The sequence below is a fragment of the Rhodopseudomonas sp. RCAM05734 genome (assembly GCF_052658035.1).
On record NZ_CP199742.1, the window covers coordinates 3,446,466 to 3,472,504 of the forward strand.

The 26,039-nt window shown below is 66.4% G+C and carries 19 protein-coding genes, 1 pseudogene and 2 riboswitches; of the genes and pseudogenes, 10 read left to right on the top strand and 10 right to left on the bottom strand.

Annotated elements, in window-relative coordinates; genetic code table 11:
* Positions 1-120: 120 nt before the first annotated feature.
* Positions 121-675, top strand: a complete 555-nt coding sequence (locus ACUXVA_RS16335; protein WP_445487061.1) for a tyrosine phosphatase family protein — start codon at positions 121-123, stop codon at positions 673-675.
* A 40-nt stretch (positions 676-715) separates the two neighbouring features.
* Here the strand turns inward: ACUXVA_RS16335 and ACUXVA_RS16340 are convergent, their stop codons facing one another.
* Entirely contained in the window at positions 716-1,483 is a 768-nt protein-coding gene (locus tag ACUXVA_RS16340; protein ID WP_265079354.1) for an adenosylcobinamide-GDP ribazoletransferase, read from the bottom strand.
* Positions 1,483-2,538, bottom strand: a complete 1,056-nt coding sequence (gene cobT / locus ACUXVA_RS16345) for a nicotinate-nucleotide--dimethylbenzimidazole phosphoribosyltransferase (protein WP_445487063.1) — start codon at positions 2,536-2,538, stop codon at positions 1,483-1,485. The genes ACUXVA_RS16340 and cobT overlap by 1 nt, the downstream gene beginning before the upstream one ends.
* Positions 2,539-2,627: 89 nt before the next feature.
* Positions 2,628-2,830: riboswitch (cobalamin riboswitch) on the top strand.
* A 112-nt stretch (positions 2,831-2,942) separates the two neighbouring features.
* On the opposite strand from cobT, the gene ACUXVA_RS16350 reads away from it, so the two are divergent.
* From ACUXVA_RS16350 to ACUXVA_RS16375, 6 genes and pseudogenes are all read left to right on the top strand, one after another.
* Positions 2,943-3,389 (top strand): DUF1636 family protein, encoded by a 447-nt coding sequence (locus tag ACUXVA_RS16350; protein ID WP_445487064.1) that lies wholly within the window; start codon positions 2,943-2,945, stop codon positions 3,387-3,389.
* Positions 3,386-3,922 (top strand): bifunctional adenosylcobinamide kinase/adenosylcobinamide-phosphate guanylyltransferase, encoded by a 537-nt coding sequence (gene cobU / locus ACUXVA_RS16355; protein WP_445487066.1) that lies wholly within the window; start codon positions 3,386-3,388, stop codon positions 3,920-3,922. The genes ACUXVA_RS16350 and cobU overlap by 4 nt, the downstream gene beginning before the upstream one ends.
* On the top strand, positions 3,923-4,933 hold the full coding sequence (gene cobW, locus ACUXVA_RS16360) for a cobalamin biosynthesis protein CobW (RefSeq protein WP_265079351.1): 1,011 nt from the start codon (positions 3,923-3,925) through the stop codon (positions 4,931-4,933).
* Positions 4,934-5,205: 272 nt separating this feature from the next.
* Positions 5,206-9,070, top strand: a pseudogene (gene cobN, locus ACUXVA_RS16365) (cobaltochelatase subunit CobN).
* A complete protein-coding gene (gene cobO / locus ACUXVA_RS16370; protein ID WP_265079350.1) occupies positions 9,067-9,690 on the top strand; it encodes a cob(I)yrinic acid a,c-diamide adenosyltransferase in 624 nt (207 codons plus the stop codon). The pseudogene cobN and the gene cobO overlap by 4 nt, the downstream one beginning before the upstream one ends.
* Before the next feature lie 192 nt (positions 9,691-9,882).
* Complete coding sequence (locus ACUXVA_RS16375) at positions 9,883-11,343, top strand: cobyric acid synthase (protein WP_445487067.1); 1,461 nt, start codon at positions 9,883-9,885, stop codon at positions 11,341-11,343.
* Positions 11,344-11,501: 158 nt separating this feature from the next.
* On the opposite strand, the gene cbiB is transcribed toward ACUXVA_RS16375, so the two are convergent.
* On the bottom strand, positions 11,502-12,473 hold the full coding sequence (gene cbiB / locus ACUXVA_RS16380) for an adenosylcobinamide-phosphate synthase CbiB (protein WP_265079348.1): 972 nt from the start codon (positions 12,471-12,473) through the stop codon (positions 11,502-11,504).
* Positions 12,473-13,285 (bottom strand): ABC transporter substrate-binding protein, encoded by an 813-nt coding sequence (locus ACUXVA_RS16385; protein ID WP_445487069.1) that lies wholly within the window; start codon positions 13,283-13,285, stop codon positions 12,473-12,475. Before ACUXVA_RS16385 ends, cbiB begins: the two co-directional genes overlap by 1 nt.
* A 51-nt stretch (positions 13,286-13,336) precedes the next feature.
* On the opposite strand from ACUXVA_RS16385, the gene cobD reads away from it, so the two are divergent.
* Entirely contained in the window at positions 13,337-14,326 is a 990-nt protein-coding gene (cobD, locus tag ACUXVA_RS16390; protein ID WP_265079346.1) for a threonine-phosphate decarboxylase CobD, read from the top strand.
* Positions 14,327-14,334: 8 nt separating this feature from the next.
* Here the strand turns inward: cobD and ACUXVA_RS16395 are convergent, their stop codons facing one another.
* The 6 genes from ACUXVA_RS16395 to ACUXVA_RS16420 form a co-directional block, all read right to left on the bottom strand.
* Positions 14,335-15,117: an ABC transporter ATP-binding protein gene (locus tag ACUXVA_RS16395; RefSeq protein ID WP_265079345.1), complete on the bottom strand. Its 783-nt coding sequence runs from the start codon at positions 15,115-15,117 to the stop codon at positions 14,335-14,337.
* The gene (locus tag ACUXVA_RS16400; protein WP_265079344.1) at positions 15,114-16,136 is read right to left on the bottom strand and encodes a FecCD family ABC transporter permease; all 1,023 of its coding nucleotides are present in this window, start codon (positions 16,134-16,136) and stop codon (positions 15,114-15,116) included. Before ACUXVA_RS16400 ends, ACUXVA_RS16395 begins: the two co-directional genes overlap by 4 nt.
* On the bottom strand, positions 16,130-18,097 hold the full coding sequence (locus ACUXVA_RS16405) for a TonB-dependent receptor plug domain-containing protein (protein ID WP_445487073.1): 1,968 nt from the start codon (positions 18,095-18,097) through the stop codon (positions 16,130-16,132). Before ACUXVA_RS16405 ends, ACUXVA_RS16400 begins: the two co-directional genes overlap by 7 nt.
* Before the next feature lie 33 nt (positions 18,098-18,130).
* Positions 18,131-18,332, bottom strand: a riboswitch (cobalamin riboswitch).
* A gap of 39 nt (positions 18,333-18,371) precedes the next feature.
* Positions 18,372-19,154: an alpha/beta fold hydrolase gene (locus ACUXVA_RS16410; protein ID WP_265079342.1), complete on the bottom strand. Its 783-nt coding sequence runs from the start codon at positions 19,152-19,154 to the stop codon at positions 18,372-18,374.
* A 3-nt stretch (positions 19,155-19,157) separates the two neighbouring features.
* The gene (locus tag ACUXVA_RS16415) at positions 19,158-20,453 is read right to left on the bottom strand and encodes an O-acetylhomoserine aminocarboxypropyltransferase (protein ID WP_445487075.1); all 1,296 of its coding nucleotides are present in this window, start codon (positions 20,451-20,453) and stop codon (positions 19,158-19,160) included.
* Between the two features lie 86 nt (positions 20,454-20,539).
* Positions 20,540-21,121, bottom strand: a complete 582-nt coding sequence (locus ACUXVA_RS16420) for a TetR/AcrR family transcriptional regulator (protein WP_413776535.1) — start codon at positions 21,119-21,121, stop codon at positions 20,540-20,542.
* A gap of 207 nt (positions 21,122-21,328) precedes the next feature.
* Here ACUXVA_RS16420 and ACUXVA_RS16425 point away from each other — a divergent pair, with 207 nt between their 5' ends.
* Both ACUXVA_RS16425 and ACUXVA_RS16430 read left to right on the top strand, forming a co-directional pair.
* Positions 21,329-22,540, top strand: coding sequence for an efflux RND transporter periplasmic adaptor subunit (locus ACUXVA_RS16425; RefSeq protein ID WP_265079339.1), 1,212 nt, complete (start codon positions 21,329-21,331; stop codon positions 22,538-22,540).
* Positions 22,541-22,799: 259 nt separating this feature from the next.
* Positions 22,800-25,997 carry an efflux RND transporter permease subunit gene (locus ACUXVA_RS16430; RefSeq protein WP_445487078.1) on the top strand — a complete coding sequence of 1,066 codons (3,198 nt, stop codon included), beginning with the start codon at positions 22,800-22,802 and terminating at the stop codon, positions 25,995-25,997.
* Positions 25,998-26,039 lie beyond the last annotated feature (42 nt).

The following is a 26,039-nucleotide window of genomic DNA, read 5'->3' on the forward strand; positions in this document are numbered from 1 at the left end:
CTGCATGCGGAGGGGACGTCGGAGCGGGTTGTACGGTGCTTAGCCGGCGCAGGCCACTGGCAAATCCGATGAGCGGCGATGCCTGGTGCGGCCGGGTCAAGTTCCTTGTATGGTGGCCTCATGATCCACATCTGTTCTCTCGGCGGTCTCCATGCCGTCGCGGCCTCGCTCGACGACTTCGACCTGCTGACGCTGCTGTCGCCCACTCACGGTGCCGTCGACTGGAGCGGGCTGTCGCCAAACCGGCATCTGCACGTGTCGTTTCACGACATCGTCGAACCCGCGCCGGCGCTGGTCGCGCCCGACGCCAATGCCATGCGGCAGGTGCTTGCCTTTGGCGACGCCGCGCGCGGCCGTCCGTTGCTGGTTCATTGCTGGGCCGGCATCAGCCGTTCCAGCGCCGCGGCCTACGCGATCGCCTGCGCGCACAATCCCGGCTTCGAGCGCGAGATCGCCATGGAACTGCGCCACCGCGCGCCCGAAGCGACACCGAACCGGCTGATGGTGGCGCTGGCCGATGATTTGCTCGGCTGCAACGGTGTCATGGTCGATGCCGTCGCCAGCATCGGCCGCGGCGCCGAAGCCTTTGAGGGCAAGCCGTATCAGTTGCCGTTGCTGTGGCCACAAACTCCATCGTCATCCCAGCCGAAACGCAGTGCGTTTCGGCTGGGATGACGATGGTAGGAGGAGGGCGGATGAAGAAAGCGCCGTTTCGTCAGGCCAAAATTACCGCCGCGACGCCCAGCAGAAACCCGATCTCGAACACCTGCTCCACCGCGCCGAGCACGTCGCCGGTGTAGCCGCCGAGCAGGCGGCGCGACCATCTTGCCAGTAGCCAGGCCAGCAGCGCGCCACTACACCAGCCGGCCATCACCGCCCATAGCGAGATGAAGGCCAGCGGCAGCGCCGCCAGTGCTACAACGATGAGTGCAAAGCGCAATTCGTCGGATCGTACCGGCGCTTCGGCATAGGCGACCTTCATCGCCGCGGTGTCGCCGGCATAGGCCATGTTGTTCATGGCGAAGGCTGGCGCCGCGCGCGCCGCGGCATGGGTTGCGATCAGCGCGGCAGGGCCGGCCCACATCGGCAGGTCGGAAATCGCGGTGACCCGCAGCATCACGCCGAGGCCCAGCGCCAGCGCGCCATAGCTGCCGATGCGGCTGTCCTTCATGATGGCGAGGCGTTTTTCCACGCTCCAGCCGCCGCCGAAGGAATCCGCGGTGTCGGCGAGGCCGTCCTCGTGCAGCGCCGAGGTCAGCACAATGCTGGTCGTCACCGCCAGCAGCGCTGAGACCACCGGACTCCAGAACTCGTTGGCGAGCAGCAGCACCAGCGCCGATGCCGCGCCGATACCGGCGCCGATCACCGGAAAATACTTCATCGCCCGCGCGAGCCAGTCCGGCGCGCCAGCCGTTGCGGTGTCCGGCACCCGCACCACCGTGAGGAAGCGGATCGCATCATACAGGGCGCCCGGCAGTTGCATCAGATGTTTCCCGACAGCACGTCGCTGAGATCGGCGACATCGGTGAGCAGTCGCGCTGCGGCGCGGACCAGCGGCACCGCCAGCAGCGCTCCGGTGCCTTCCCCGAGCCGCAGCCCGAGATCGAGCAATGGCTTGGCATCGAGCGCCGCCAGCACCAGGTCGTGGCCCTTTTCCGCGGAGCGATGCGCGAACACGCAATAGCCGCGCGCCGCGGGCGCGAGACGGATCGCCAGCAGCGCCGCCGCCGTCGAGATGAAGCCATCGACAATCACCGGTCGTCGCTGCGATGCCGCGCCGAGAATCGCGCCGGCCATCATGGCGATCTCCAGTCCGCCGAATTCGCTGAGCACATCGAGCGGCGCGCTGGCGTCGCTGCGCGCGGCGGCCTTGTGAATCGCCGCGCGCTTTTTGGCCATGCCCGCATCGTCCTGCCCGGCGCCGACGCCGATGCAGTCGTCGAGCGGAGCCGGGGCGAGGCGATGTACCAGCAGCGCGGAGGAGGCGGTGTTGCCGATGCCCATCTCGCCGAGCGCGAGGATGTCGGCGCCGGCGCGAATTTCGCCGACGGCAATGCGGGCACCCGCTGCCAACGCGCCGGAGGCCTCATGAAATGTCATCGCCGGCTCGCGCGCGGCGTTGGCGGTGCCCATGCGGATCTTGGCGTCGAGCAGGCCGGGATGTACCGGCAGCTCAGCCGCGACGCCGGCATCGATGACGCGGACGGCGACGTTGTTGGCGGTGGCAAAGGCATTGGCGGTGGCGCGGCCGGCCAGATAGGTCATCACCATGGCCACGGTCACGGCCGAGGGATATTGCGACACGCCTTCCTCGACCAGCCCGTGATCGGCGGCGAACACCAGCAGCACGGCGTTCTCGCCGCGCGGTTCCCCGGGATGCCGGATCATGCCGAGCTGAACCGCAAGGTCCTCGATCCGGCCCAGCGAGCCCAGCGGTTTCGCCTTGCCGTCGATGCGGGCGCGCAGGGTCGCTTCCAGCGCGGGATCGAGGGGGACAATGGCGGGCGGCTGCCACAAAGGCGGGGTGTGGGCGGTCATGGTGGTCCTCTCGCGGTGGCGCGTACCTGACGCAACCGCCATCATCCGGTCAACAGCCTGCTTGCGCGGTTGACCCCGCAGCCCCCGGGGCTAGCGTCGTGCGCGATGGTCCTTCCGCGTGAAGGTGAATAGGGAAGCCGGTGCGAGCGGTCTCGATTGAGACTTCTCCAGGCCGGCGCTGCCCCCGCAACTGTAAGCGACGAGCCTGCACCGATGCCACTGGGAGATCCCGGGAAGGCGGCGCAGGCAGCGACTCGCGAGCCAGGAGACCTGCCATCACGAACTGTGCTTTGGAGGCGTCGTCGGGGCGGGGTGCACCGGACGGGAGCGAGCGCGACGGCCTGTGCCGTAGCGCGCGACCCAACAAAGCTCGCGGCCTTTCCAGGCCTTGATGTGAGCATGTGATGGATCGCGACAGCACGACCCTGCCGTCCGACGTAACGATGACCGAACCGCGGCGCAGCCATGCGCCAGCAGGTCCCGTCATCGTCAGCGTCTGCATCACCTGCAAATCCGCCGATGGCAGCGCCGTCGTGGGGCCGGAGATGTTCGACGCCGTGAAATCCGCGCTTGGCGTCAGCGACGTCATGGTGCGTCCGGTGCAGTGCCTTAGCGTCTGCAAGCGCCCGGCCACCGTCGCAGTCACCAGCCCCGACGGTTATACGTTCCTGTTCGGCGACCTGAAGACGGACAGCGGCAGCGCTGCGCTGGTGTCGTTCGTGCAGTCGTATCAGAAGTCGGACTATGGCTTGGTGCCGTGGCGCGAGCGCGCCGACGTGTTGCGAAAAGGCATGGTGGCGCGGGTGCCGCCGATGCGCTGGTCGCCCGACGACGGGCGCGCGCCGAAATGAAGATGCTGCAAACCACTCTGGTGCTCGGCGGCGCGCGCTCGGGCAAGTCGGTCTTCGCCGAGCAGCTGATCGATCACAGCGCGCTGCAGCGGATCTATCTCGCCACCGCCACCGCGGGGGAGGACGAGGAGATGAAGCAGCGTATCGCCCATCACCGCAATCGCCGCGCCGACGGCTGGACCACCGTCGAGGAGCCGCTGGCGCTGGTCGATGCGCTGACGCGCGAGGCGACGCGCGGCCGCGCCGTGCTGGTGGACTGCCTGACCCTGTGGCTGTCGAACGTGATGTTCGCCGGCCGCGATCCCGAGATCGAGGCGCGCCGGCTGACGCGCTTTCTCGGCGTCGCCAAATATCCCATCGTATTCGTCTCCAACGAGGTCGGCATGGGCCTGGTGCCGGAGACGCCGCTGGGCCGCGCCTTCCGCGATGCGCAGGGGCGCCTCAATCAGATTATCGCGGCCGCCGTGCCGCAAGTGGTTTTCATCGCCGCCGGGCTGCCGCTCTGGCTCAAACATTCGCCTGAGGAGTCGTAAATGTCCCGTGTTCCCGTCACCGTGCTCACCGGTTTCCTCGGCGCCGGCAAGACCACGCTGCTGCGCGCATTGCTGACCCAGGCCGACGGCCGCCGTATTGCTGTCATCGTCAACGAATTCGGCGATGCTGGTTTTGACGGCGGCCTGGTCCAGGAATGCGCCGCCAACGCCTGCGCGCCCGGCGACATAATCGAACTCACCAACGGCTGCATCTGCTGCACCGTGGCCGACGATTTTATCCCCACCATGGACAAGCTTCTGGCCCGCGATATTCCGCTCGACGCCATCGTCATCGAGACGTCGGGGCTCGCGCTGCCGCAGCCGTTGCTGAAAGCATTTGCGTGGCCAGCGGTCAAAACCCGCGCCACGGTCGACGGCGTCGTCACCGTGGTCGATGCGCTGGCGCTGTCGGAAGGCCGTGTCACGCTGGATGAGGACGCCGTCGCTGAACAGCGTGCGAAGGATGAGGGGATCGAACATGACGATCCGATCGAGGAAGTTTTCGAGGATCAGCTCGCCTGCGCCGATCTGGTGGTGCTGTCGAAGAGCGATCTGGTGACGGTTGCCCAGCTAGCGGAGATCGAAACGAAACTCAAAGCCATCCTGCGGCCGGGCGTACGTATCGTCCGCTCGAAGGGCGAGTTGGCGCCTGCCGTCCTGATCGGGATGAACGCCGAGGCCGAGAACGACATGAAAGCCCGTGCCGGCCATCATAGCGAGGAGGAAGAGCACGACCACGACGATTTCGACAGCATCGTAGTCTTGCCCTCGGCTTCCGTGACCGTGGAAGCCCTGCGCGCCCGTGTCAGCGATGCGTTGGGTCTGGAAGGCGTGTTGCGCGTCAAGGGGCACGCACGCATCAGCGACAAGGCCGCGCCGATCGTGGTGCAGGCGGTCGGCAGCCGCGTCGAACTGGCATTCGGCCGACCGGACGTCAAGCAGGCCGAGCATCTGGTGGTGATCGGGCTGAAGGGATTTGACGGCGACGCGGTGCGACGGGCGCTGCAGTAGCAATCTGGGCAAAGGCGGCGCCGTCTTTTCCCTCCCCCAAGCGCAGCGAAGCGGTGCGGGGTGGGGAGGGTGGCCGGGCGTAGCGCAGCGAAGCCCGGTCGGGTGGGGGGCGGTGCCACGGACTCTAAAGCGTGTGTGACGCCCCCACCCCGGCCTCCACTTCCGTCGATGCTATCGCATCGTCGTTCGTTCGGCCGACCCTCCCCACCGCAAAGACGCGGGGGAGGGATACCGCACCGTCATCGCGTTAACATGAAGGCTGCCAAACCCGCATGCATCTGAAGCTCGACACCTCCGGCACCATCGACGACGGCGACGTCGCCCGGGATCTCGGGCAGGACACCGCCGATATCGTCGTGCTGTCGGCGGCGGACAGCGATCTCGCTGCGTTCGGCGCTGCTCACAGAGCGTTGCCCAGCGACTTCCCCAGCGTGCGGCTGACCAACATGCTGGCACTCGGCCACAACGCGTCCGTCGATCTTTACGTCGAACGCACGCTACGCCATGCGAAGATCGTCGTGCTGCGCATGCTCGGCGGCGAGAGCTACTGGCCGCACGGCGTCGACAGCCTGCGCAGCGATGCGCTGCGTCGCGGCACGCAGTTCGTGTGTTTGCCCGGCGAAATGTACTGGAACGCCGACCTCGCGGCGCGCAGCACCGTCGGCGAAGAGGTCACGCAACAGTTCTGGCGCTATTGCAGCGAGGGTGGCGTCGACAATGCGCAATTGATGCTGCGCTACGCCGCGCATCTGATCGGCCAAGGCGATGCGCCGCCCTCGGCGCGGCCGATGCCCTCCGCCGGCTTCTGGCCCAGCGAACCCGCAATCTCCGAACGCCCCAACGCCATCGTTATCTTTTACCGCGCGTTGGTCGCCGGGGGCGACACCGCGGCGATCGCGGCGCTGCGCGTTGCGCTCAACGCCCGAGGCCTCAACGCCGTCTGCTTGTTCGTCACCAGCCTGAAGGACGAGCGCTCGGGCGCCTTTCTGCGCGCGGCATTGGCGGCGTATCCGCCGGATATCATCATCAACGCCACGGCCTTCGCCACGGCCACCGCCCATGACGATGCTGGGGTGCTGGCGGCGTCGGGCTGCCCGGTGCTGCAGGTGGCGCAGGCCGGCACCTCGCGCGAAAGCTGGGAGGCGTCATCGCGCGGGCTGACGCCGCGCGACCTCGCGATGCATGTGGTGCTGCCGGAAGTCGACGGCCGCATCTTCGCCAATGTCATCGCCTTCAAGGAGCGCGCCGACGGTGATGGCAGTTTCGAGCCGGTCACGTTCCAGCCGGTGCCGGATCGCGTCGATGCGACAGCCGATCTTGCGCGCGCCTGGGTCCGGTTGCGCCGCGCGAAGACGCCGGAGCGCCGCGTTGCCCTGATCCTCGCCAACTATCCCAACCGCGATGGCCGTCTCGCCAATGGCGTTGGCCTCGACACGCCGCAGAGTCTGATCGATGTGATGGCCGCGATGCGCGGCGCCGGTTATGCGATCGACGATGCGCCCGATGACGCCGCCGCGATGATGGCGCTGCTGCAACAGGGGCCGACCAACGCGCTGATCGATCGCGATGCGCGTCAAGGAGGTGCGACATGGCCGCTGGCGGACTATCAACTTGCCTTTGCCTCGCTACCGGTGAGCGTGCAGCGCGCAGTCGAGGCGCGTTGGGGCAAAGCGGCCGACGACGCGCATGTGCTCGACAGTAGCTTCCGCCTCGGCCTGCATCGCTACGGAAATGTGGTGGTTGGCGTGCAGCCGGCGCGCGGCTACAACATCGATCCCAAGGCGAGCTATCACGATCCTGATCTGGTGCCGCCGCATCATTATCTCGCCTTCTATCTCTGGCTGCGCCGCGAATTCGATACTCACGCCGTGGTGCATCTCGGCAAGCACGGCAATCTCGAATGGCTGCCGGGCAAGAGCACTGGCCTGTCCGCCGATTGCCTGCCCGATGCAGTGCTCGGACCGCTGCCGCATCTCTATCCGTTCATTGTCAACGATCCCGGCGAGGGCATCCAGGCCAAGCGCCGCGTCGCGGCCGTGATCGTCGATCACCTGACACCGCCTATGACCCGCGCCGAACTGCACGACGATCTGGCGCGGCTGGAGACGCTGGTCGACGAATACGCCGTCGCCGCCGATCTCGATCCGAGACGCGCCGCCGTCATTGCCGAGGACATTCTGTCGCTGGCCCGCGCGCAGCGTCTCGATGCCGACGTCAACATCGACCGGGACACGCCGGACCATGAAGCCCTGCGCGCGCTCGATGCGCATCTGTGCGATCTCAAGGAAATGCAGATCCGCGACGGCTTGCACATCTTCGGACGTACGCCGGAGGAGGCCCAGCGCAACGATCTGCTGGTCTCCATCGCGCGGCTGCCACGCTCGGAGACCAAGCCGCAGGATGCCTCGTTGCATCGGGCAATCGCTGCAGATCTGGCGCTCGATTTCGATCCGCTGACGCGGGAACTGGCAGATGACTATCTCGGCCCGCGGCCTGCGGTATTGGCTGATATCAGCGACGCGTTGTGGCGCACCACGGGCGATACGGTGGAGCGCATTGAAGCGCTAGCGCTGTGTCTGGTTGCCGAAGCAGCCGCCACAAACGCGGTGTCGTCCCCACCTAGTGCGCCTTCGGCGCACACGGGGCAGGGACCCATAGCCTCCGGCGAAGACACAGAAACACAGTCTTTGTCGTCGGGCGAACTTATCTCTACACGGTGTATGGGTCCCCGCCTTCGCGGGGACGACACGGAGTTTGCTGAAGCGCATTGGCCCGCCACCGCCGCTGTCCTCGCCTGGATCTCCGGCACCCTCCGTCCCGCCATCGATGTCTGCGGCGCCGCCGAGATGGCTGCGCTCCTGAAAGGCCTCGACGGCAACTTTATCCGCCCCGGCCCGTCCGGCGCGCCGACCCGTGGGCGGCCGGACGTGCTACCCACCGGTCGCAATTTCTTCGCGGTGGATGTCCGCGCGGTGCCGACGCCGTCGGCATGGCGGATCGGCCAGCTCGCCGCCGAGCGACTGGTGGAATCCTATTGGCAGGAGGCGGGCGAATGGCCGCGTTCGATCGCGCTGTCGGCCTGGGGCACCTCCAACATGCGCACCGGTGGCGACGACGTGGCGCAGGCGCTGGCCTTGATCGGCGCCCGGCCGTTGTGGGAGGAGACCTCCGGCCGCGTCACCGGCTTCGCCATCACGCCGCTGTCGGAGCTGAAGCGGCCGCGCGTCGATGTCACCTTTCGCGTGTCCGGCCTGTTTCGCGATGCCTTCCCGACGCAGATGGACATCATCGGCTCGGCGGTGGCGGCGATTGCCGCACTCGATGAGCCCGACGAGGCCAACCCCATCGCCGCGCATGTGCGCGCGCGTCGGCAGGCGCTGGAATCCGGCGGCATGACCTGCGAGGTGGCGCGCCGCCAGGCCATGCGTCGCGTGTTCGGCTCGAAGCCTGGCGCCTACGGGGCGGGGCTGCAGGCGTTGATGGACGAAGGCGGCTGGGGCGGTCGCGGCGATATCGCCGAGGTGTATCTCGACTGGGGCGGTTACGCCTATGGCAGCGGCATCGACGGCGAGGCGGCGCGCGACGAGTTTTCCGCGCAGCTCAAGGGCATCGATCTGGTGGCGCAAACCCAGGATAACCGCGAGCACGATATCCTCGACTCCGACGACTACTACCAGTTCATCGGCGGCCTCAGCGCCACCGTACAGTCTTTGCGCGGCGTGGCCCCCCGTATCGCGCATATCGACACCTCGCGGCCGGAGGTGCCGCTGGCGCGCCCGCTCAGCCATGAAATCTCCCGTGTGGTGCGCGGCCGTGCCGCCAATCCGAAATGGATCGCCGGCGTGATGCGCCATGGCTACAAGGGCGCCTTCGAGATCGCCGCCACGGTGGATTACCTGTTCGGCTTCGCCGCCTCGACAGAACGCGGTGGCGAACCATCATTTCGATCAGCTGTTCGCCTCCTATCTTGAGGACGACCGCGTGCGCGACTTCATGCACGAGGCCAATCCCGCCGCCCTGCGCGAGACCGCCGCGCGCTTTGCCGAAGCCATCCGCCGCGGCCTGTGGACGCCGCGCTCCAACCGCGCCGCCGACCTGATCGCCGAACTCCTGCCGATACGTGAGGAAACCGCATGACCGAGCTTTCGCCCGACGAGGAAAATGCCCGTCACAAGATCAAGGCCGCCAAGCACAAGGCCGCAAAAGACAAGATCATGGCCACCAAGATCGGCGAGAAGGGCCTCTTGATCGTCCATACCGGCACGGGCAAGGGCAAGACCTCCGCGGCGCTCGGCATGGTGTTCCGCCATATCGGCCACGGTTTTCCCGTCGGCATTGTGCAGTTCACCAAGTCGCCGGAATGGGACACCGGTGAAGCGCGCCTGTTGAAGACCTTTCCCGATCTCGTCACGCTGCACATCATGGGCGAGGGCTTTACCTGGATCACCCAGGACAGGGAACGCGACATCGCCGCCGCCACCGCCGGCTGGGAGCGCGCCAAGGAGATGATCCGTGACGACCGCCACCGCATGGTGCTGCTCGACGAACTCAACATCGTGCTGCGCTACGACTACCTGGATCTGGATGAGGTGCTGAAATTCCTGCGCGACGAGAAGCCGGCGGACAAGCACGTGGTGATCACTGGCAGGAATGCAAAACCGGAGCTGATCGAGATGGCCGATCTGGTCACCGAGATGACCTTGATCAAGCACCCGTTCCGCGCCGGCGTGAAGGGCCAGAAGGGCATCGAGTTTTGATGACGGTGCACTTTACCTCTCCCCGCTTGCGGGGAGAGGTCGGAGCCGAGCGATAGCTCGGCTCCGGGTGAGGGGGAGCCAATGTTTCACTCGCGGGCTGCCCCTCACCCGGCTCGAATGCGCTTCGCGCCTTCGAGCCACCCTCTCCCCGCAGGCGGGGAGAGGGAAGAGCGGCCGCATCGGAGTTGACGAATGACCACCACCCCCGCGCTCATGATCCAGGCCACCGGCTCCAATGCCGGCAAGTCGACTATTGTCGCGGGCCTTGCGCGCGCGCTGCTGCGCCGGGGCCTGAAGGTGGCGCCATTCAAGCCGCAGAACATGTCGAACAACGCCGCTGTCGCCGTCGACGGCGGCGAGATCGGGCGGGCACAGGCGGTGCAGGCGCGCGCCGCCAGAATGCCGCCGAGCGTGCACATGAACCCGGTGCTGCTAAAGCCGGAGACCGACACCGGCGCCCAGGTCATCGTGCAGGGCAAGCGCTGGGGCACCCTGCGCACGAAGAATTTTCTGGAGAAGAAAGCGGCGTTGATGCCAGCGGTGCTCGAGAGCTTCGCGCATATGTGCGATCGCGCCGACATCGTGCTGGTGGAGGGCGCGGGTTCGCCGGCGGAGATCAATCTGCGCGCCGGCGATATCGCCAATATGGGATTTGCGGCGGCTGCGAATGTGCCGGTGGTGCTGGTCGGCGACATCGACCGCGGCGGCGTCATTGCCAGCCTTGCCGGCACGCATCTCGTGCTCGCGCCCGAAGAACGCGCGCGCATCCATGGTTTCATCATCAACAAGTTTCGCGGCGATCCCGCGCTGTTCGACAGCGGCCTCACCGCCGTCACGCAGCTCACCGGCTGGCCGTCGCTCGGCGTGCTGCCGTGGCTACCGCAAGCAGCTCGGCTGCCGGCCGAAGACGCCGTCGATCTCGACCGTACGCATGCGTCGACATCGACGCGCATCGTCGCCGTGCCGGTGCTGGCGCGCATCGCCAATTTCGACGATCTCGATCCGCTTGGCATGGAGCCCGGCGTAAAACTGGTCTTCGTGCGGCCGGGCGAACCGATCCCGGGCGATGCAGATGTGGTCATCCTGCCGGGGTCGAAATCCACCATCGGCGATCTCGCCTTCCTGCGCGCGCAGGGCTGGGATATCGACATCAAGGCCCATGTGCGCCGTGGCGGCCATCTGCTCGGCATGTGCGGTGGCTATCAGATGCTCGGCCGGACCATTGCCGATCCCGATGGGGTCGACGGCGTGCCCGGCACGGTCGACGGTCTCGGCCTGCTGGCGATCGACACGCTGATGAGCGCGGACAAATCGACCACGCTAGTGCACGGCGAGCATTGTGCCACCGGTGCAGCCGTCGCCGGCTACGAGATCCATCTTGGCCGCAGCGAAGGCGCCGACTGCGCGCGGCCGTTGCTCATGATCGATGGCCGGCCCGATGGCGCCATCTCGCCGAGCGGTCGCGTCCAGGGCACCTATGTGCACGGCCTGTTCACCGGGGATGCCTTCCGCAAGGCCTGGCTGGCCAATCTCGGCATTGCCTCGTCACTGGCCTACGACGCACAGATCGAAGCCGCACTGGATGCGCTGGCCGATCATTTCGAACAGCATCTCGACATCGATGCGCTGCTCAAGATTGCGCGCAGCCGGTGAATGGCGATCTCGTCCCGGACGCGATGCAGCACGAAGTGCTGCCTCGCAGATCCGGGACCGCGCCGAACACTGGCGTTTTTGGCGGTTGCCGGCTCTGCAGCGCACTACGCCGCCTAACGGCGGCGCACTGCGCTGCGTCCGGGACAAGTATCCTTCGTCTAAAGCAGCACAGCCAACGCCGCATAGATCATCGCCTGCAGCGCGCAAGCGGCGACGAACAGCTGCAGGGCGCGGCCGATATCGGTGGGCGTGGCCGCCTTGCGTGCCTCGGCATTGAGGAAGGGGTCGTCGACCGCGCCTTCCGCATAGGCGCGGGGACCTGCCAGTGCGATGCCCAGTGCGCCCGCCATGGCGCTTTCCGGCCAGCCTGCATTGGGGGAGCGATGCTTCGACGCGTCGCGCAGCATGACATGGAACGCCGTCGCAAACGAGCCGCGGGCGATCGGCGCGACCAGCGCGATCAGCAGGCCGGATAGTCGTGCCGGCACGAGGTTGACGAGATCGTCGAGCCTTGCTGCCGCCCAGCCGAAGGATTCATAGCGTGGGCTGCGATGTCCGATCATGGAGTCGGCGGTGTTGATGGCCTTGTAGGCGATCAGGCCGGGCAGGCCGAGCAGCGCCAGCCAGAACACCGGCGCGACGATGCCATCGGAAAAATTCTCCGCAGTGGATTCGATGGCGGCGCGTGACACGCCGGCCGCGTCAAGGCGCTCCGGATCGCGGCCGACGATCCTTGCCACCGCCTGTCGTGCGCTGCCGAGGCCGCCGTCGGCGAACGCATCGCGGACGCGGGCGACGTGCTGATACAGGCTGCGCTGCGCCAGCAGCACCGAGGCCAGCAGGCCTTTGACCGCGGTGCCGATCCAGCCGTGCGGCAAAGCGATCTCAATCAGCAAGCCGATGAGCATGGCGCCGATCACCAGCCAGAGCACGGCGCCGATGCCGCCGATCTTGCGCTGTTGCGGCGACCACTCTGCCACGTTGAGGGCCTGTTCGAGGGCATCGATCGCCTTGCCGATCCACACCACCGGGTGCGGCACGCGCCGCCAGATCCAGTCGGGATCGCCGATCAGCGCGTCGAAGATGAGCGCCGCGACCACAATCGCAAGCGTATCGCTGGCGAACAGCATCAGCGATCCACCCGCACGAGTTCGGCGGCAAGCCGGTCCAGCGCTTCCGCCAGCGTCGGCCCGCCGCAGGTGGTGAGGCGTTCGGGCAGCACGATGCGCTTCGACGCCGGATAGAATCTTTCCAGCGCCGGATGCAGCAGGAAGGCGCGGCCTTCGTCCTCGGCGAAGCCGCTGTCGTCGGCGACCAGCAGGAAGTCCGGTCGTGCACTGACGATCGCCTCCAGCGAGGCATAACCGCCGGCCTTCAGCCCGAGCTCGCCGCCGGCATTGGCGAGGCCGACTGCCGCCAGCAGCGAGGTGTTGAGGTTGTCGCCGCCGGATACCCAGCCGCGTCGCGACACCGCCAGCACGCGCCGGGGTTTTTTCGCTGCCATCGTGCGGGCGCGGGCGATCGCATCATCGAGTTTGGCGATTTCTAGGACCGCGCGGTCGGGATGCCCGACCAATGCACCCATCTGGCGCAGCTGGTTCTTGACGTCGTCGAGCGAGCGCGCCGGGTTGAATTCGATCACGCGCAGGCCCTTGTCCTTGAGCAGTTCGCGCGTCGCCCGTTTGGTGAAGCGGCCGGCGACAACCGCGTCGGGCTTCAGCACTAGCACGTCCTCGGCCTCGCCCGATAGCTTCGGAAACTGCGCCGCCCTGACGGCGTCCCACGAACGGGCGGGATCGCGCGCATAGGGGCTGAGGCCGAGAATCTGGTCGGGATCGGCGAGGGTGACCAGCAGCCGATCGGTGCACAGGTTGATCGAGGCGAAGCGTGGCCCGGTGGCCTGCGCCTCTGAAACCGCGAACAGCAGCGTCAGCGCAGCCAAGCCCTGTCTTAACCCCTCGCACTTTGCGCGCGGTGATGGCATGAAGCGGCCATGAAACATGGTGGCGATCTGACCGAAGCAATGGCGCGCTATGGCGGCGATGCCGCCGACTGGCTCGACCTTTCGACCGGAATCAATCCCTGGGCCTATCCCGTCGGCGACATCCCCGATGTGGCCTGGCGCCGGCTGCCGTCTAAGGCCGATGCGAAGGCGCTGCTCGCTGCCGCGCGAACGGCCTATCGCGTGCCGGATGCTGTCGATGTTGTCGCCGCTCCCGGCACCCAGGCGCTGATCCAGTGGCTGCCGCATCTCGCAGCAAACGGGCCCGTTGCCATCGTCGGTCCGACCTATAACGAGCACGCACCGGCCTGGCAGAATGCCGGCCACCAGGTCATTGCGATTCCCGATCTCGCCGCGCTGCCCGACAACGCCGTGCATGCCGTGATCGTCAACCCCAATAATCCCGACGGCCGGATCGCTGACCATGCGACCCTCGCCGCCGTCGCCGCGAGGCTCCAGCAACGTGGCGGCTGGCTGCTGATCGACGAGGCCTTTGCCGATGTCGATCCGGCGATCGGCGCCGCTATGCTGTGCGAAAAACTGCCGGTGGTGATCCTGCGCTCGTTCGGGAAATTCTATGGCCTCGCGGGCCTCCGCCTCGGCTTCGCCATTGCCGCGCCAGAGACCATCAGGCGCATCGGCGCCGCGCTGGGTTCGTGGGGGGTGTCCGGCCCGGCCTTGCATGTCGGCGCGCGCGCGCTGGGCGATGCGGCGTGGGCCGACCGCATGCGCGAGCAACTTGCCGAGCACGCGACCCGGCTCGATTACATCCTGACGCAGGCCGGAGGCAAACTCATCGGAGGCACCTCGCTGTTTCGCTTCGTCCGCCATCCGGACGCCCGATACCTCCACGTCCAGCTCGCACGACAGCGCGTCTGGGTCCGCAAGTTCGACTGGGCCAGCGACCATTTGCGCTTCGGCCTGCCGCCCGACGATGTCGCACTGGGGCGGCTGGCAGATGCTCTGTTCTATGTGGACTAGCGCCATCGCTAGATGCCCGCCCAAGGCAGGATCACGGTCTCGTCGCGATGCGTGGCGCGGTAGGCTTTGACGCGGAACACATCGGCCATGATGGCGTCGGACAGCGCCTCGGCCGGCGGCGCCTGGGCCACCAGCCGGCCGTCCGCCATCACCAGCACGGTGTCGGCAAAACGCGCGGCCAGGCCGAGGTCGTGGGTCACCACGATCACCAGCACGTCGGCGTCGGCGACATCGCGCAAATTGGTCATGACGTCGAGCTGGTAGCGCGGATCGAGCGAGGCGGTCGGCTCATCCGCCAGCACGATCGGCGCTTCCACCGCCAGCACCCGTGCCAGTGCCACGCGGCTGCGCTCGCCGCCGGACAGTTCGGTCACGCGTCGCTCGGCGAAGCCGGTGACGTCGGTGGCCTGCATGGCGCGCCGCACCGCGGCTTCATCGTCCGGCGATAGCCGGCCGGGATCGGTGGCGCCATGCGGATAGCGGCCGAGCGCCACCACATCCTTCACATCGAGCGGCCAATGCACCACATGGCCCTGCGGCAGGTAGCCGAAACGTTTGGCGCGCTCGCGCAGCGATAGCGAGGACAGCGCGTCGCCGCCGACATGGATGGCGCCTGTGGATGGCAGCAGTCCCGCCAGCGCGCGCAGCAATGTGGTCTTGCCGGCGCCGTTCGGGCCGACCAGCGCCACCAGATGACCGGGCTGCAAGGCCAATGAGACGTCGTGCAGCACGGCGCGGCCCGACAGGGCAACGCCGAGGTGCTGCGCGGTGAGCAAAGCGGTTGCGCTCATGCCACGCCTCCGCCGAGCGCGCGGCGTTCGCGCACGATCAGATAGAGGAAGAACGGAACGCCAATGATCGAGGTCAGCACGCCGACCTTGATGTCGGTGTTGGACGGAATGATCCGCACGGCGATGTCGGCGGCGAGCAGCAGCGCCGCGCCGGTGAGCGCGCTGGGCACCAGCAGGCGCGCGGGATCGTGGCCGATCAACGGGCGCATCAGATGCGGTGCCACGAGGCCGATGAAGCCGATGGTGCCGGTGACGGCCACGGCACCGCCGACGCCCAGCGCCACGCCTGTTATCACCAGCAGCCGCAGGCGGCCGACATCGACACCGAGGCTCTGCGCAGTCTCTTCGCCGAGGCTGAGCGCGCGAAAGGCGCTACGCTGGCCCATCAGGATGACGGCGCCTGCGGCGATGAAGGGCAGCGCCAGTTCAACATGGCGGAAGCTGCGATCTTCCAGCGAGCCGAGCAGCCAGAAGGCGATCTCCAGCGCGGCGAACGGATTGGACGACAGGTTCATCACCAGCGCGGTGGCGGCGCCCGCGAGGCTGGAGATGGCGAGGCCGGCAAGGATCAGCAGCAGCAGTCCGGCATTGCGGCCGGCGATGCTGAGCAACACGAAGACCGACGCGAAGGCCATGCTGATGCCGGCGACCGGCAGCGCCCATGAGCGCACGTCGGCCCAGCCCAGTGCGATCATCAGCACCGCGCCGAAGGCGGCGGATTGCGGCGCGCCGAACAAAGACGGCGAAGCCAGGGGATTGCGCAGCAATCCCTGCAGCGCCGCGCCGGACAGGCCGAGAATGGCGCCGATGGCGAGGCCGAGGATGGCGCGGGGCAGGCGGATCTCGCGCACGATCACCTGCTGCACGTCGCTGCCGCCGCCCAACAATGCGTTGACCACGGTCAGCGGCGACATCCGCACTGGACCGGTGCCGAGCGAGCCCAGCGCCAGCAGCGCCACCAGCACGGCCAGTGCGGCCGTGACGATCAGCAGCCGTCGTGAGGGATTTGCGCTCACCATGTGGCGTTGAAACCGGCATAGGCCGCGGGGCCGGTGGTGCCGAAGTTCAGCGCCTCCTGATAGTGCGCGTTCAGGATATTCTCGCCTCGAGCAAAGACCTTCCAGTTGGCGTCGATCCTGTACTCGCTATAGAGGTCGACGCGGGTATAGGCGCCGAGCTCGCCGACCTGGTTGGCCTTGTCGAAGCGCTTGGACACCGTGGTGACGCGCGGCTCGATGGTCCAACGGTCGGTGGGCGTGATGGCCAGCGCAAAGCGTACCAGGTTCTTCGGGCGCCGCGCCAGGATCGATCCGTTGGCAAGATCGATGGCGTGCAGATAGGTGTAGGCGGCGTTGAATTTCAGCAGGCCTGGAACGATGTCGACGGTGCTGCCCACCTCGATGCCGCTGGTCTCGGCGCGGGCGACGTTGACGTAATAGCCGTTGGGGCGCGCGACATCGACGACGTAGTTGATCAGGTTGCTGAAGTCGTTGGCGAAGCCGGTCACCGAAAGCACCACGCGGCCGTTGAACAGCGACTGGTCGATGCCGGCGTCATAACCGAAGCTGGTCTCCGGGCTCAGTCCCGGGCTTGCCGTGAGCGGCGCGTAGAGCTGGTACAGGGTCGGCGCCTTGGCGCCGGTACCGGCACTGGCGCGGAGCTTGGTGCCGGTTTCCGCGATGCTGTAGGCGGCGGTGGCCCGCCAGGTTTCGAACCTTGCGACATCGGCGACATCGTCGACGCGCCCGCCGAGCGTGACGTTCAATCGCTCGCCGATCGGCACCTGCCACAGCGCAAAGATCGCGTTGGTGTCCTGCGATTTCGACAGGGCCGCCACCGGCGGGTTGGCGGCGGGCGCGCTGACTTGCCAGATGTCTGCTGTTTCGTGCTGGCTTTTGGCGCCGTAGACCAGCGATCCGAATGCGCCCAGTTTCAATGTGGCCTGATACTCGGCGGCGGCGCTGTTGGCCAAGTAGCTGGAGAAGGTGGTCGTCGTATTCTGCGGCAGGGTGTTTGTCTTGTAGGCGAACTCGTTAAACGAGCGTTCGACATGCGTCTCGGACAGCGTAACGCTGTGGGTGAGCAGGCCGTTCAGGCTGTCGAAGCTGGCTTTGCCCCACACCTGATCGAGCTGGCGCGTGGCGCTGTTTGGCGTATCCGGAAACTGGACGGTCTTCGAACTGGCATTGTATGCGGCGTCGTAGGCCGATCGCGTGAAGGTCGACAGGATGCCTGCTTCCAGCTTCAGGTCGCCGGCGTCATAGCTGATCCGCGCCGAGCCGCCGACGCGGTCGAAGCCGTCACGTTCCAGATTCGGGAACTTGGCCTCGAACGCCGGAATGCGATAGCCAAATCGCGAAAAGCCATTGCTGTGCTGGCCGCTTCCGGTGAAGGCATAGGACCAGGGGCCCTGCGAGCCGCTCAGGGAAGCGGCCGTGGAAGCGGTGCCATAGCTGCCACCCTCGCTGCGCACGTTGAACTGTGCCGGGCCTGTGCCGCTCCTGGTGATGATGTTGATCACCCCGGTCATGGCGTCGGAGCCGTAGAGTGCGCTCTGCGGGCCTTTCAGAACTTCGATGCGGTCGATGCTGCTCGGCGCAAACATGGCAAAGTCGTAGTCGCCAGACGCCGCGGTGGGATCGTTGATGCGGATGCCGTCGATCATCACCAGGGTCTGGCCGGTATTGCCGCCGCGCATGCGGATGTTGGTGGTGCCGCCCGGGCCGCCGCTCTCGGTGATGTCGAGGCCGGGCACGGTGCGCAACGCGTCGACCAGAGAGGTTGGATTGCTGGTGGCGATGGTATCGCTTTTCACGACGCTGATCGAACTTCCGGTGCGGCCAATCGGTTCTGCGCCTCTGTCCGCCGTGACCACCAGATCCGGCAATCGGTCCGGACTGGACTGCGCCCATACGGCGCCGTGATAACAGGACAACGCAACAACGGCTGCCGTACTGGCAGCAAGCTCCCGGATAGCCATCGATAACCCCTTCCGTCGACCCACCGTCGAACGAGTTGAAACTCGTCACCGGCCGGTCTCCTGGCTCGCGGTCGTCTTTCGATCCGCCTTCCCAAACCTGCGTACAGGTTCAGTGGCTTCATGGATCGAAAATGGCCGCTTACAGTTGCGGGGGCAGCCGCGGAATAGGGGAAAATCCCCGCACCGCATTCCCGTTTCACCTCCTTGCGGAGGCACCGATGACAAACCACAGGAAGCACAGCGCGGGGCAGCGTGCAACCGGAACCGGGTATCCTCAGCCCCGCAAGGCGGCGAGCACCTCGTCGGGCCGTTCCACCATCATCATGTGACCGGCGCCGGCCAGAATCACCGTGCGGGCATTGGGGAGTGCCGCCGCCAGCGCCTTGCCGGCTTTGGCAGGGGTCATCATGTCGCGCTCGCCGAGGATCAGGGTCACCGGAATCTTGATATCGGCGGCTGCGGCCAGGGCGTTCTGGTAGTTGTTGCAGGCGGTGAGGTCGGTAAACAACACGCCCGGTTTGCCGGCTTCGAGCACCCGTTGCGCGCCGCCATGCATCCACAGGCCCGGTGCCAGGCTGCCGCCCAGTTCGGCCTGATAGCCGAGGCCCCAGATCAACACCATGTCGATGGCGCCGTGGTCGTTGGCCTCGGCGTCCTTCAGCAGATCGGGACCGACCGTCATGGTGACCGCGGTGCCCATCAGGTCGAGCCGGGTGATTTTCTGCGGATGCCGCGCCGCGGTTTCCAGCGCGATGAGCGAGCCCATGGAATGGCCGATCAGGCGCGCGCTGGTGGCGCCGGCGGCGTCGATCAAAGCGGCGGTCCAGTCGGCGAGATCGGCGATCGTCGTGAGCGCCGTGCCCGCCGACCGGCCATGGCCGGGCAGGTCCGGCGCGAGCACGGAAAAGCCGTGATGCGCGAACCAGCGGTCGTGCAGCGCCCATGTCGAATGATCGAAGCCGGCGCCGTGGATCATCACCGCAGCCGGCAACGCCGGATCGAATCGACGTCCGCCGGTGCCGACGAAGGTATCAAAGCCGTTGACGGAGATCTGCATGGCTCAGGCCTTCTGCGAGGCGCGCAGCGCCTGGCCGAGATCGTCGATGATGTCTTGCGAGGCCTCGATGCCGACAGACAGCCGGATCAGTTCCTCGCCGATGCCCGATGCCTTGAGCTGTTCGGCATCCATCTGCTGGTGCGTCGTGCTGGCCGGATGGATGACCAGCGTCTTCGCGTCGCCGACATTGGCGAGGTGACTGACCAGTTTCAGCGCCTCGATGAATTTGCGGCCCGCGGTGCGACCGCCCTTGATGCCGAAGGAGATGATCGAGCCGGCGCCGTTGGGAAGCAGCTTTTTTGCGAGTTGGTGATCCGGATGGTTGTCGAGCGACGGGTGCAGCACCCAGTCCACAGCCTTGCTCGCGGTGAGAAAGGCCAGGACTGCATGGGTGTTGGCCATGTGGCGTTCCATGCGGATGCCGAGTGTCTCGACGCCCTGCAATAGCTGAAACGCATTGGTGGGCGACAGGCACGCGCCAAAATCGCGAAGACCTTCGGTGCGCGCCCGCATGATGAAGGCGGCGGGACCGAACTGCTCGTCAAAGACGATGCCGTGATAGCCGGCATAGGGTTCGGTCAGCACCGGAAACTTTCCGGAGCCGCGCCAGTCGAAACGGCCGCCATCGACCACCACGCCGCCGATGGCGATGCCGTGACCGCCGATCCATTTGGTGGCGGAGTTCATCACGATGTCGGCGCCGAGTTCGATCGGCCGGCTGAGATAGGGCGTGGCAAAGGTGTTGTCGATCAGCAGCGGGATCTTGGCGTCATGGGCGATGGCGGCAACCGCCGGAATGTCCAGCACCTCAAGGCCGGGATTGCCGATGGTCTCGCCGATCACCAGCCGCGTGTTCGGCTGGATGCTGCTGCGAAAGCCATCGAGGTCGCGCGGCCTGACGAAGGTGGTGGTGATGCCGAAGCGCGGCAGCGTGTGCGCCAGCAGGTTGATGGTGCCGCCATAGAGCGAGGAGGAGGCGACGATGTGGTCGCCGGCGCCGAGCAGAGTGGCGATGGCCAGATGCAGCGCCGCCATGCCGGACGCGGTGCACACCGCGCCGACGCCGCCTTCCAGCGCAGCGAGACGCTCCTCGAGCACCGCGGTCGTGGGATTGGAGATGCGGGTGTAGATGTGCCCGGCGCGCTCGAGATTGAACAGTGCCGCGGCGTGATCTGAATCCTGGAACACATACGAGGTGGTCTGATAGATCGGCACCGCGCGTGCGCCGGTCAGAGGATCCGGTCGCTGGCCGGCATGCAGGCTCAGGGTCTCGAAGGCAGGCGGCTTGGGGGCGGGCATGTGAGCGACATCCTGAACGCGAACGGGCGCCCTGTATGCCATGAATGATGCGGCGGCGTTAGCCGGCGCGGCGCGTATTCGTGCGGCTACAGCGGCGGCCAGTTGCGCAGCGCGAGGTCTGCGATCTTGCGCAGCTTGTCGCGCCCGGCGCCTCCGGCGGCCTGTACCGCCATGCCCTGCATGACCGCCGAGATATAGCAGGCCAGATCTGCGGCATCCGCGTCCGCCGGCAGATCGCCTTCGGCGATCGCACGCTCGAAGCGCTGGCGCAGATCGGCTTCGCCGGCAGCGCGTCGCGCCATCAGCTCCTGCTTGATGGTTTGCGCGGCCTCGCCGCAGCTCAGCGCGCCCTGCACCGCAAGGCAGCCCGGCGTGTCGGGATTGGTCAGGGCGTCAGCCGAATCGTAGAGCAGGCTGGACACAACTTCCTGCGCGGTCGGCTTCAGCAGCGCGGCTTGAAAATAGCCTCCGGGGCCATCGACATAGCGGTCGAGCGCCTTGCGGAACAATTCTTCCTTGTTGCCGAAGGCCGCGTAAAGACTGGGCTTGGTGATCCCCATGGCCTCCGTCAGGTCGGCCATCGACGCGCCCTCGTAGCCCTTGCGCCAGAAAACCTGCAGCGCGAGGTCGAGCACCTTCTCGCAATCGAATTCGCGCGGGCGGCCCATGATGGCCATGACGGCATGCCTCCTGAGTTTCGTACCTTTCGTTAGATAAGTCCCTTGACACCGGATGTCGATAGTCCATCTATACCGAACGTTACGGATGTGTGCGATGCAGCGCTTGCGCTGCAGCAACCGAAAGCGGCGATCGTCGCATCCAAGCTATTGAATTTATGGAACTTATCAAGTTCCGCGAGACGAACGGGGTTCGCTATGACCAACAATCTGCTTCGGAATGTCGCTTTGGGTGTGGGAATCGTGGTTGGGGCCACCGCAATCGGCGGCGGCGCAGCGCTGATGAACCTGTCCAGCTACGCCGCCCAGGCGGAGGCAGTCGCTGCGGTGCCGCCGGCGGTGCAGGCCTCGGTGGCCGTGGTGACGCCGCGCGAAACTGCGCCGTTCGACGAATTTTCCGGCCGGCTGGAGGCGGTCGAACGCGTCGAGATCCGTTCCCGGGTCGCCGGCGCGGTTCAGGAGATCCATTTTCGCGAGGGCGCGCTGGTGAAGAAGGGTGACCTGCTGGTGCTGATCGACCCGTCGCTTTATGCGGCGGAAGTCGATCGCGCGCAGGGCCAGGTGTCGGCGGCGCGGGCGCGGCTGATCCTGACCAAGGCCGATTTCGATCGCGGTCAGCAGCTCACCAGCTCCAGCATCACGCAGCGCGACCTCGACAGCCGCGTGAATGCATTCCGCGAGGCCGAAGCCAACCTCAAGGCCACCGAGGCGGCGCTGAAGACCGCGCAGCTCAATCTCAGCTACACCGAAGTCCGCGCGCCCGTCTCCGGCCGCGTCGGCAAGGTGGAGATCACCGTCGGCAATCTGATCGCCGCCGGTCCCGGTGCGCCGCTCCTGACCACTCTGGTCTCGGTCAATCCGATCTATGCCAGCTTCAACGCCGACGAGCAGGTGGTGACCCGCGCCCTGAAGACCCTCGTCGACGAGAAGACTCCGGCGGAGATCGACCGCATCCCGGTGCAGATGACCACCGGCGTCTCCACCGGCACGCCCTACAAGGGCAGGATGCAGTTCATCGACAACCAGGTCGACGCGAAGAGCGGCACGGTACGGGTGCGCGCGGAGTTCGACAATGCCGATGGCGGTCTCATGCCCGGCCAGTTCGTGCGGCTGCTGATGGGCCAGCCGAAGCCCGAGCGGACGCTGCTGATCAGCGAGCGCGCGGTCGGCACCGACCAGAACAAGAAATACGTCATGGTGGTCGGCGACAAGGACAAGGCGGAGTATCGCGAAGTCACGCTCGGCGTTTCCGTCGACGGCTTGCGCATCGTCACCGGCGGACTCAAGGCGGGCGAACGCATCGTCGTCAACGGCCTGCAGCGCGTTCGGCCGGGCGCCACCATCAAGCCCGAGATGGTGGCGATGGACGCCGCCTATGCCCAGGCGGCGACCAACGTCGCGGCGCGCTAGCGCGTTTTCACCCTCCCCTGGATGGGGAGGGTCGGTGCCCGGCATGCGAAGCATGATGGGCACCGGGGTGGGGTGACAGCGCCCCCGACTGACGCACCACTGCAACCAACTGCACCACCGTCACCCCACCCCGATCGCGCCTGACGGCGCGCTCGACCCTCCCCCTCCGGGGGAGGGTGAAGAAAGCTCCCGGCGGGGCGAACTGACAACCACGCCGCCCCATTGCGCTTGTAAGCGCTGCTTCTGAAAAGAAATCGCCATGAATTTCTCAAAATTCTTCATCGACCGGCCGATCTTCGCGGGCGTGCTGTCGACCGTCATCTTCCTCGCCGGCCTGCTGTCGCTGCCGGTGCTGCCGATCTCGGAATATCCGGAAGTGGCGCCGCCGACGGTGGTGGTGCGCGCGACCTATCCCGGCGCCAATCCCAAGGTGATCGCCGAAACGGTGGCGACGCCGATCGAGGAGCAGATCAACGGCGTCGAGGGCATGCTCTATATGAGCAGCCAAGCGACCACCGACGGCTTGATGACGCTCAACGTCACCTTCCGCCTCGGCACCGATCCCGACAAGGCGCAGCAGCCGGTGCAGAACCGGGTGTCGCAGGCCGAGCCGCGGCTGCCGCAGGAGGTCCGCACTTTGGGCGTGACCACCATCAAGAGCGCGCCCGATCTCACCATGGTCGTGCATCTGCTGTCGCCCAACGACCGCTACGACATGACCTATCTGCGTAACTACGCGGTGCTCAACGTCAAGGACCGGCTGGCGCGGATCGAGGGCGTCGGCCAGGTGCAGTTGTTCGGCTCCGGCGACTATTCCATGCGGGTCTGGCTCGATCCGCAGAAGGTCGCCGAGCGCGGCCTGTCGCCATCGGACGTGGTCAAGGAAATCCGCGCGCAGAACGTTCAGGCGGCAGCCGGCGTGGTCGGCGCGTCGCCGAGCGAAGCCGGCCTCGACCTGCAGCTCTCGATTAATGCCCAGGGCCGGCTGCAAACCGAGGAAGAATTCGGCGACATCATCGTCAAGAACGGCAGCAACGGCGAGGTGACGCGGCTGCGCGATATCGCGCGCATCGAACTCGGCGCTGCCGATTATTCATTGCGCTCGCTGCTGAACAACAAGTCGGCCGTCGCGGTTCCGATCTTCCAGTCGCCGGGCTCCAACGCCATCCAGATCTCCGACAACGTCCGCAAGACCATGGCCGAGCTGAAGCAGAACATGCCCGATGGCATGGACTACAGCATCGTCTACGATCCCACGCAGTTCGTCCGCGCCTCCATCGAGGCGGTGATCCACACCCTGCTGGAAGCCGTCGCGCTGGTGGTGCTGGTGGTGATCCTGTTCCTGCAGACCTGGCGCGCGTCGATCATCCCGCTGATCGCGGTGCCGGTGTCCATCGTCGGCACCTTCGCGGTGATGCATGTGTTCGGCTTCTCCATCAACGCACTGACCCTGTTCGGACTGGTGCTGGCGATCGGCATCGTGGTCGACGACGCCATCGTCGTGGTCGAGAATGTCGAGCGCAACATCGAGAAGGGCCTGTCGCCGAAGGACGCCGCCTATCAGGCGATGCGCGAGGTCACCGGTCCGATCATCGCCATCGCCCTGGTGCTGGTGGCAGTGTTCGTGCCGCTGGCCTTTATCACCGGCCTGACCGGGCAGTTCTATAAGCAGTTCGCGCTGACGGTGGCGATCTCCACGGTGATCTCTGCCTTCAACTCGCTGACCCTGTCGCCGGCGCTGGCGGCGCTGCTGCTGAAGGGCCATGACGCGCCAAAGGACGCGTTGACCCGCGGCATGGACTGGGTGCTCGGCGGCTTCTTCGCGCGCTTCAATCGCGCCTTCACCTGGAGCTCGAATGCCTATAGCGGCGGTGTCGGCCGTGTGATCTCGCGCCGCGGCATTGTCATGGTCGGCTATATCGCGTTGATCGGCGTCACCGCGTTGCTGTTCAAGGCAGTGCCCGGCGGCTTCGTGCCCGGTCAGGACAAGCAGTACCTGGTCGGTTTCGCGCAGCTGCCCGACGGCGCGACGCTGGACCGCACCGAAGAGGTGATCCGCCGCATGGGCGAGATCGCGCTGAAGACGCCGGGCGTCGAGGACGCGATCCAGTTTCCCGGCCTGTCGATCAACGGCTTCACCAACTCGTCCAATTCGGGAATCGTGTTCGTGTCGCTGAAGCCGTTCGAGGAGCGCAAGGACAAGTCGCTGTCCGGCGCGGCCATCGCCATGACGCTGAACGGCAAGTTCGCCGGTATCCAGGACGCCTTCATCGCCATGTTCCCGCCGCCACCGGTGTCCGGCCTCGGCACCATCGGCGGCTTCAAGCTGCAGATCGAGGATCGCGCCGGTCTCGGCTACGAAGCATTGTCCGAGGCGACCAAGGCATTTGTCGCCAAGGCCTCGCAGCAGAAGGAGCTGGCCGGGCTGTTCACCTCCTATCAGGTCAACGTGCCGCAGCTCTATGCGGACATCGACCGCACCAAGGCGCGGCAGCCGAGCGTGCCCGTCACCTCGGTGTTCGAGACCATGCAGATCTATCTGGGGTCGTTGTACGTCAACGACTTCAACAAGTTCGGCCGCACCTATTCGGTGCGGGTGCAGGCGGACGCAAAATATCGCGCCCGCGCCGATGATGTCGGCCTGCTCAAGGTGCGCTCCGACACCAACGAAATGGTGCCGCTGTCGACGCTGCTGAAGATCAAAGAGAGCTCGGGGCCGGAGCGCGCCATGCGCTACAATGGCTTCCTCACCGCCGATCTCAACGGCGGCGCCGCGCCGGGCTATTCCACCGGTCAGGCGCAGGCTGCCATTGCCCGCGTCGCCGCCGAGACCTTCCCGAAGGGCATCGGCTATGAATGGACCGAACTGACCTATCAGGAGATCATCGCCGGCAATTCGTCCTTCGTTGTGTTCCCGGTGGCGCTGCTGCTGGTGTTCCTGGTGCTCGCCGCGCAGTATGAGAGCCTGACGCTGCCGCTGTCGATCATCATGATCGTGCCGATGGGATTGCTGGCGGCGATGTTCGGTGTCTGGATCACCAAGGGCGACAACAACGTCTTCACCCAGATCGGTTTGATCGTGCTGGTGGGCCTGTCGGCGAAGAATGCCATCCTGATCGTCGAGTTTGCGCGCGAGCTTGAATTCGGCGGGCGCACGCCGATCCAGGCGGCCATCGAGGCCAGCCGTCTCAGGCTGCGGCCGATCCTGATGACCTCGCTGGCCTTCATCATGGGCGTGGTGCCGCTGGTGATCTCCACCGGCGCCGGCTCCGAGATGCGCCACGCCATGGGCGTCGCGGTGTTCTCCGGCATGATCGGCGTCACCGCCTTCGGCATCTTTTTCACGCCGATGTTCTACGTGCTGCTGCGCGCGCTGGCCGGCAACCGTCCGCTGACCCAGCACGGCGAGGCCACGGTGGATCATGTGGTGGTCAGCGCGCCGGTGGGGCATCACTGAGTGCGAGCAGGGCTCATGATGCGACGAACAGGACGCCCGCCG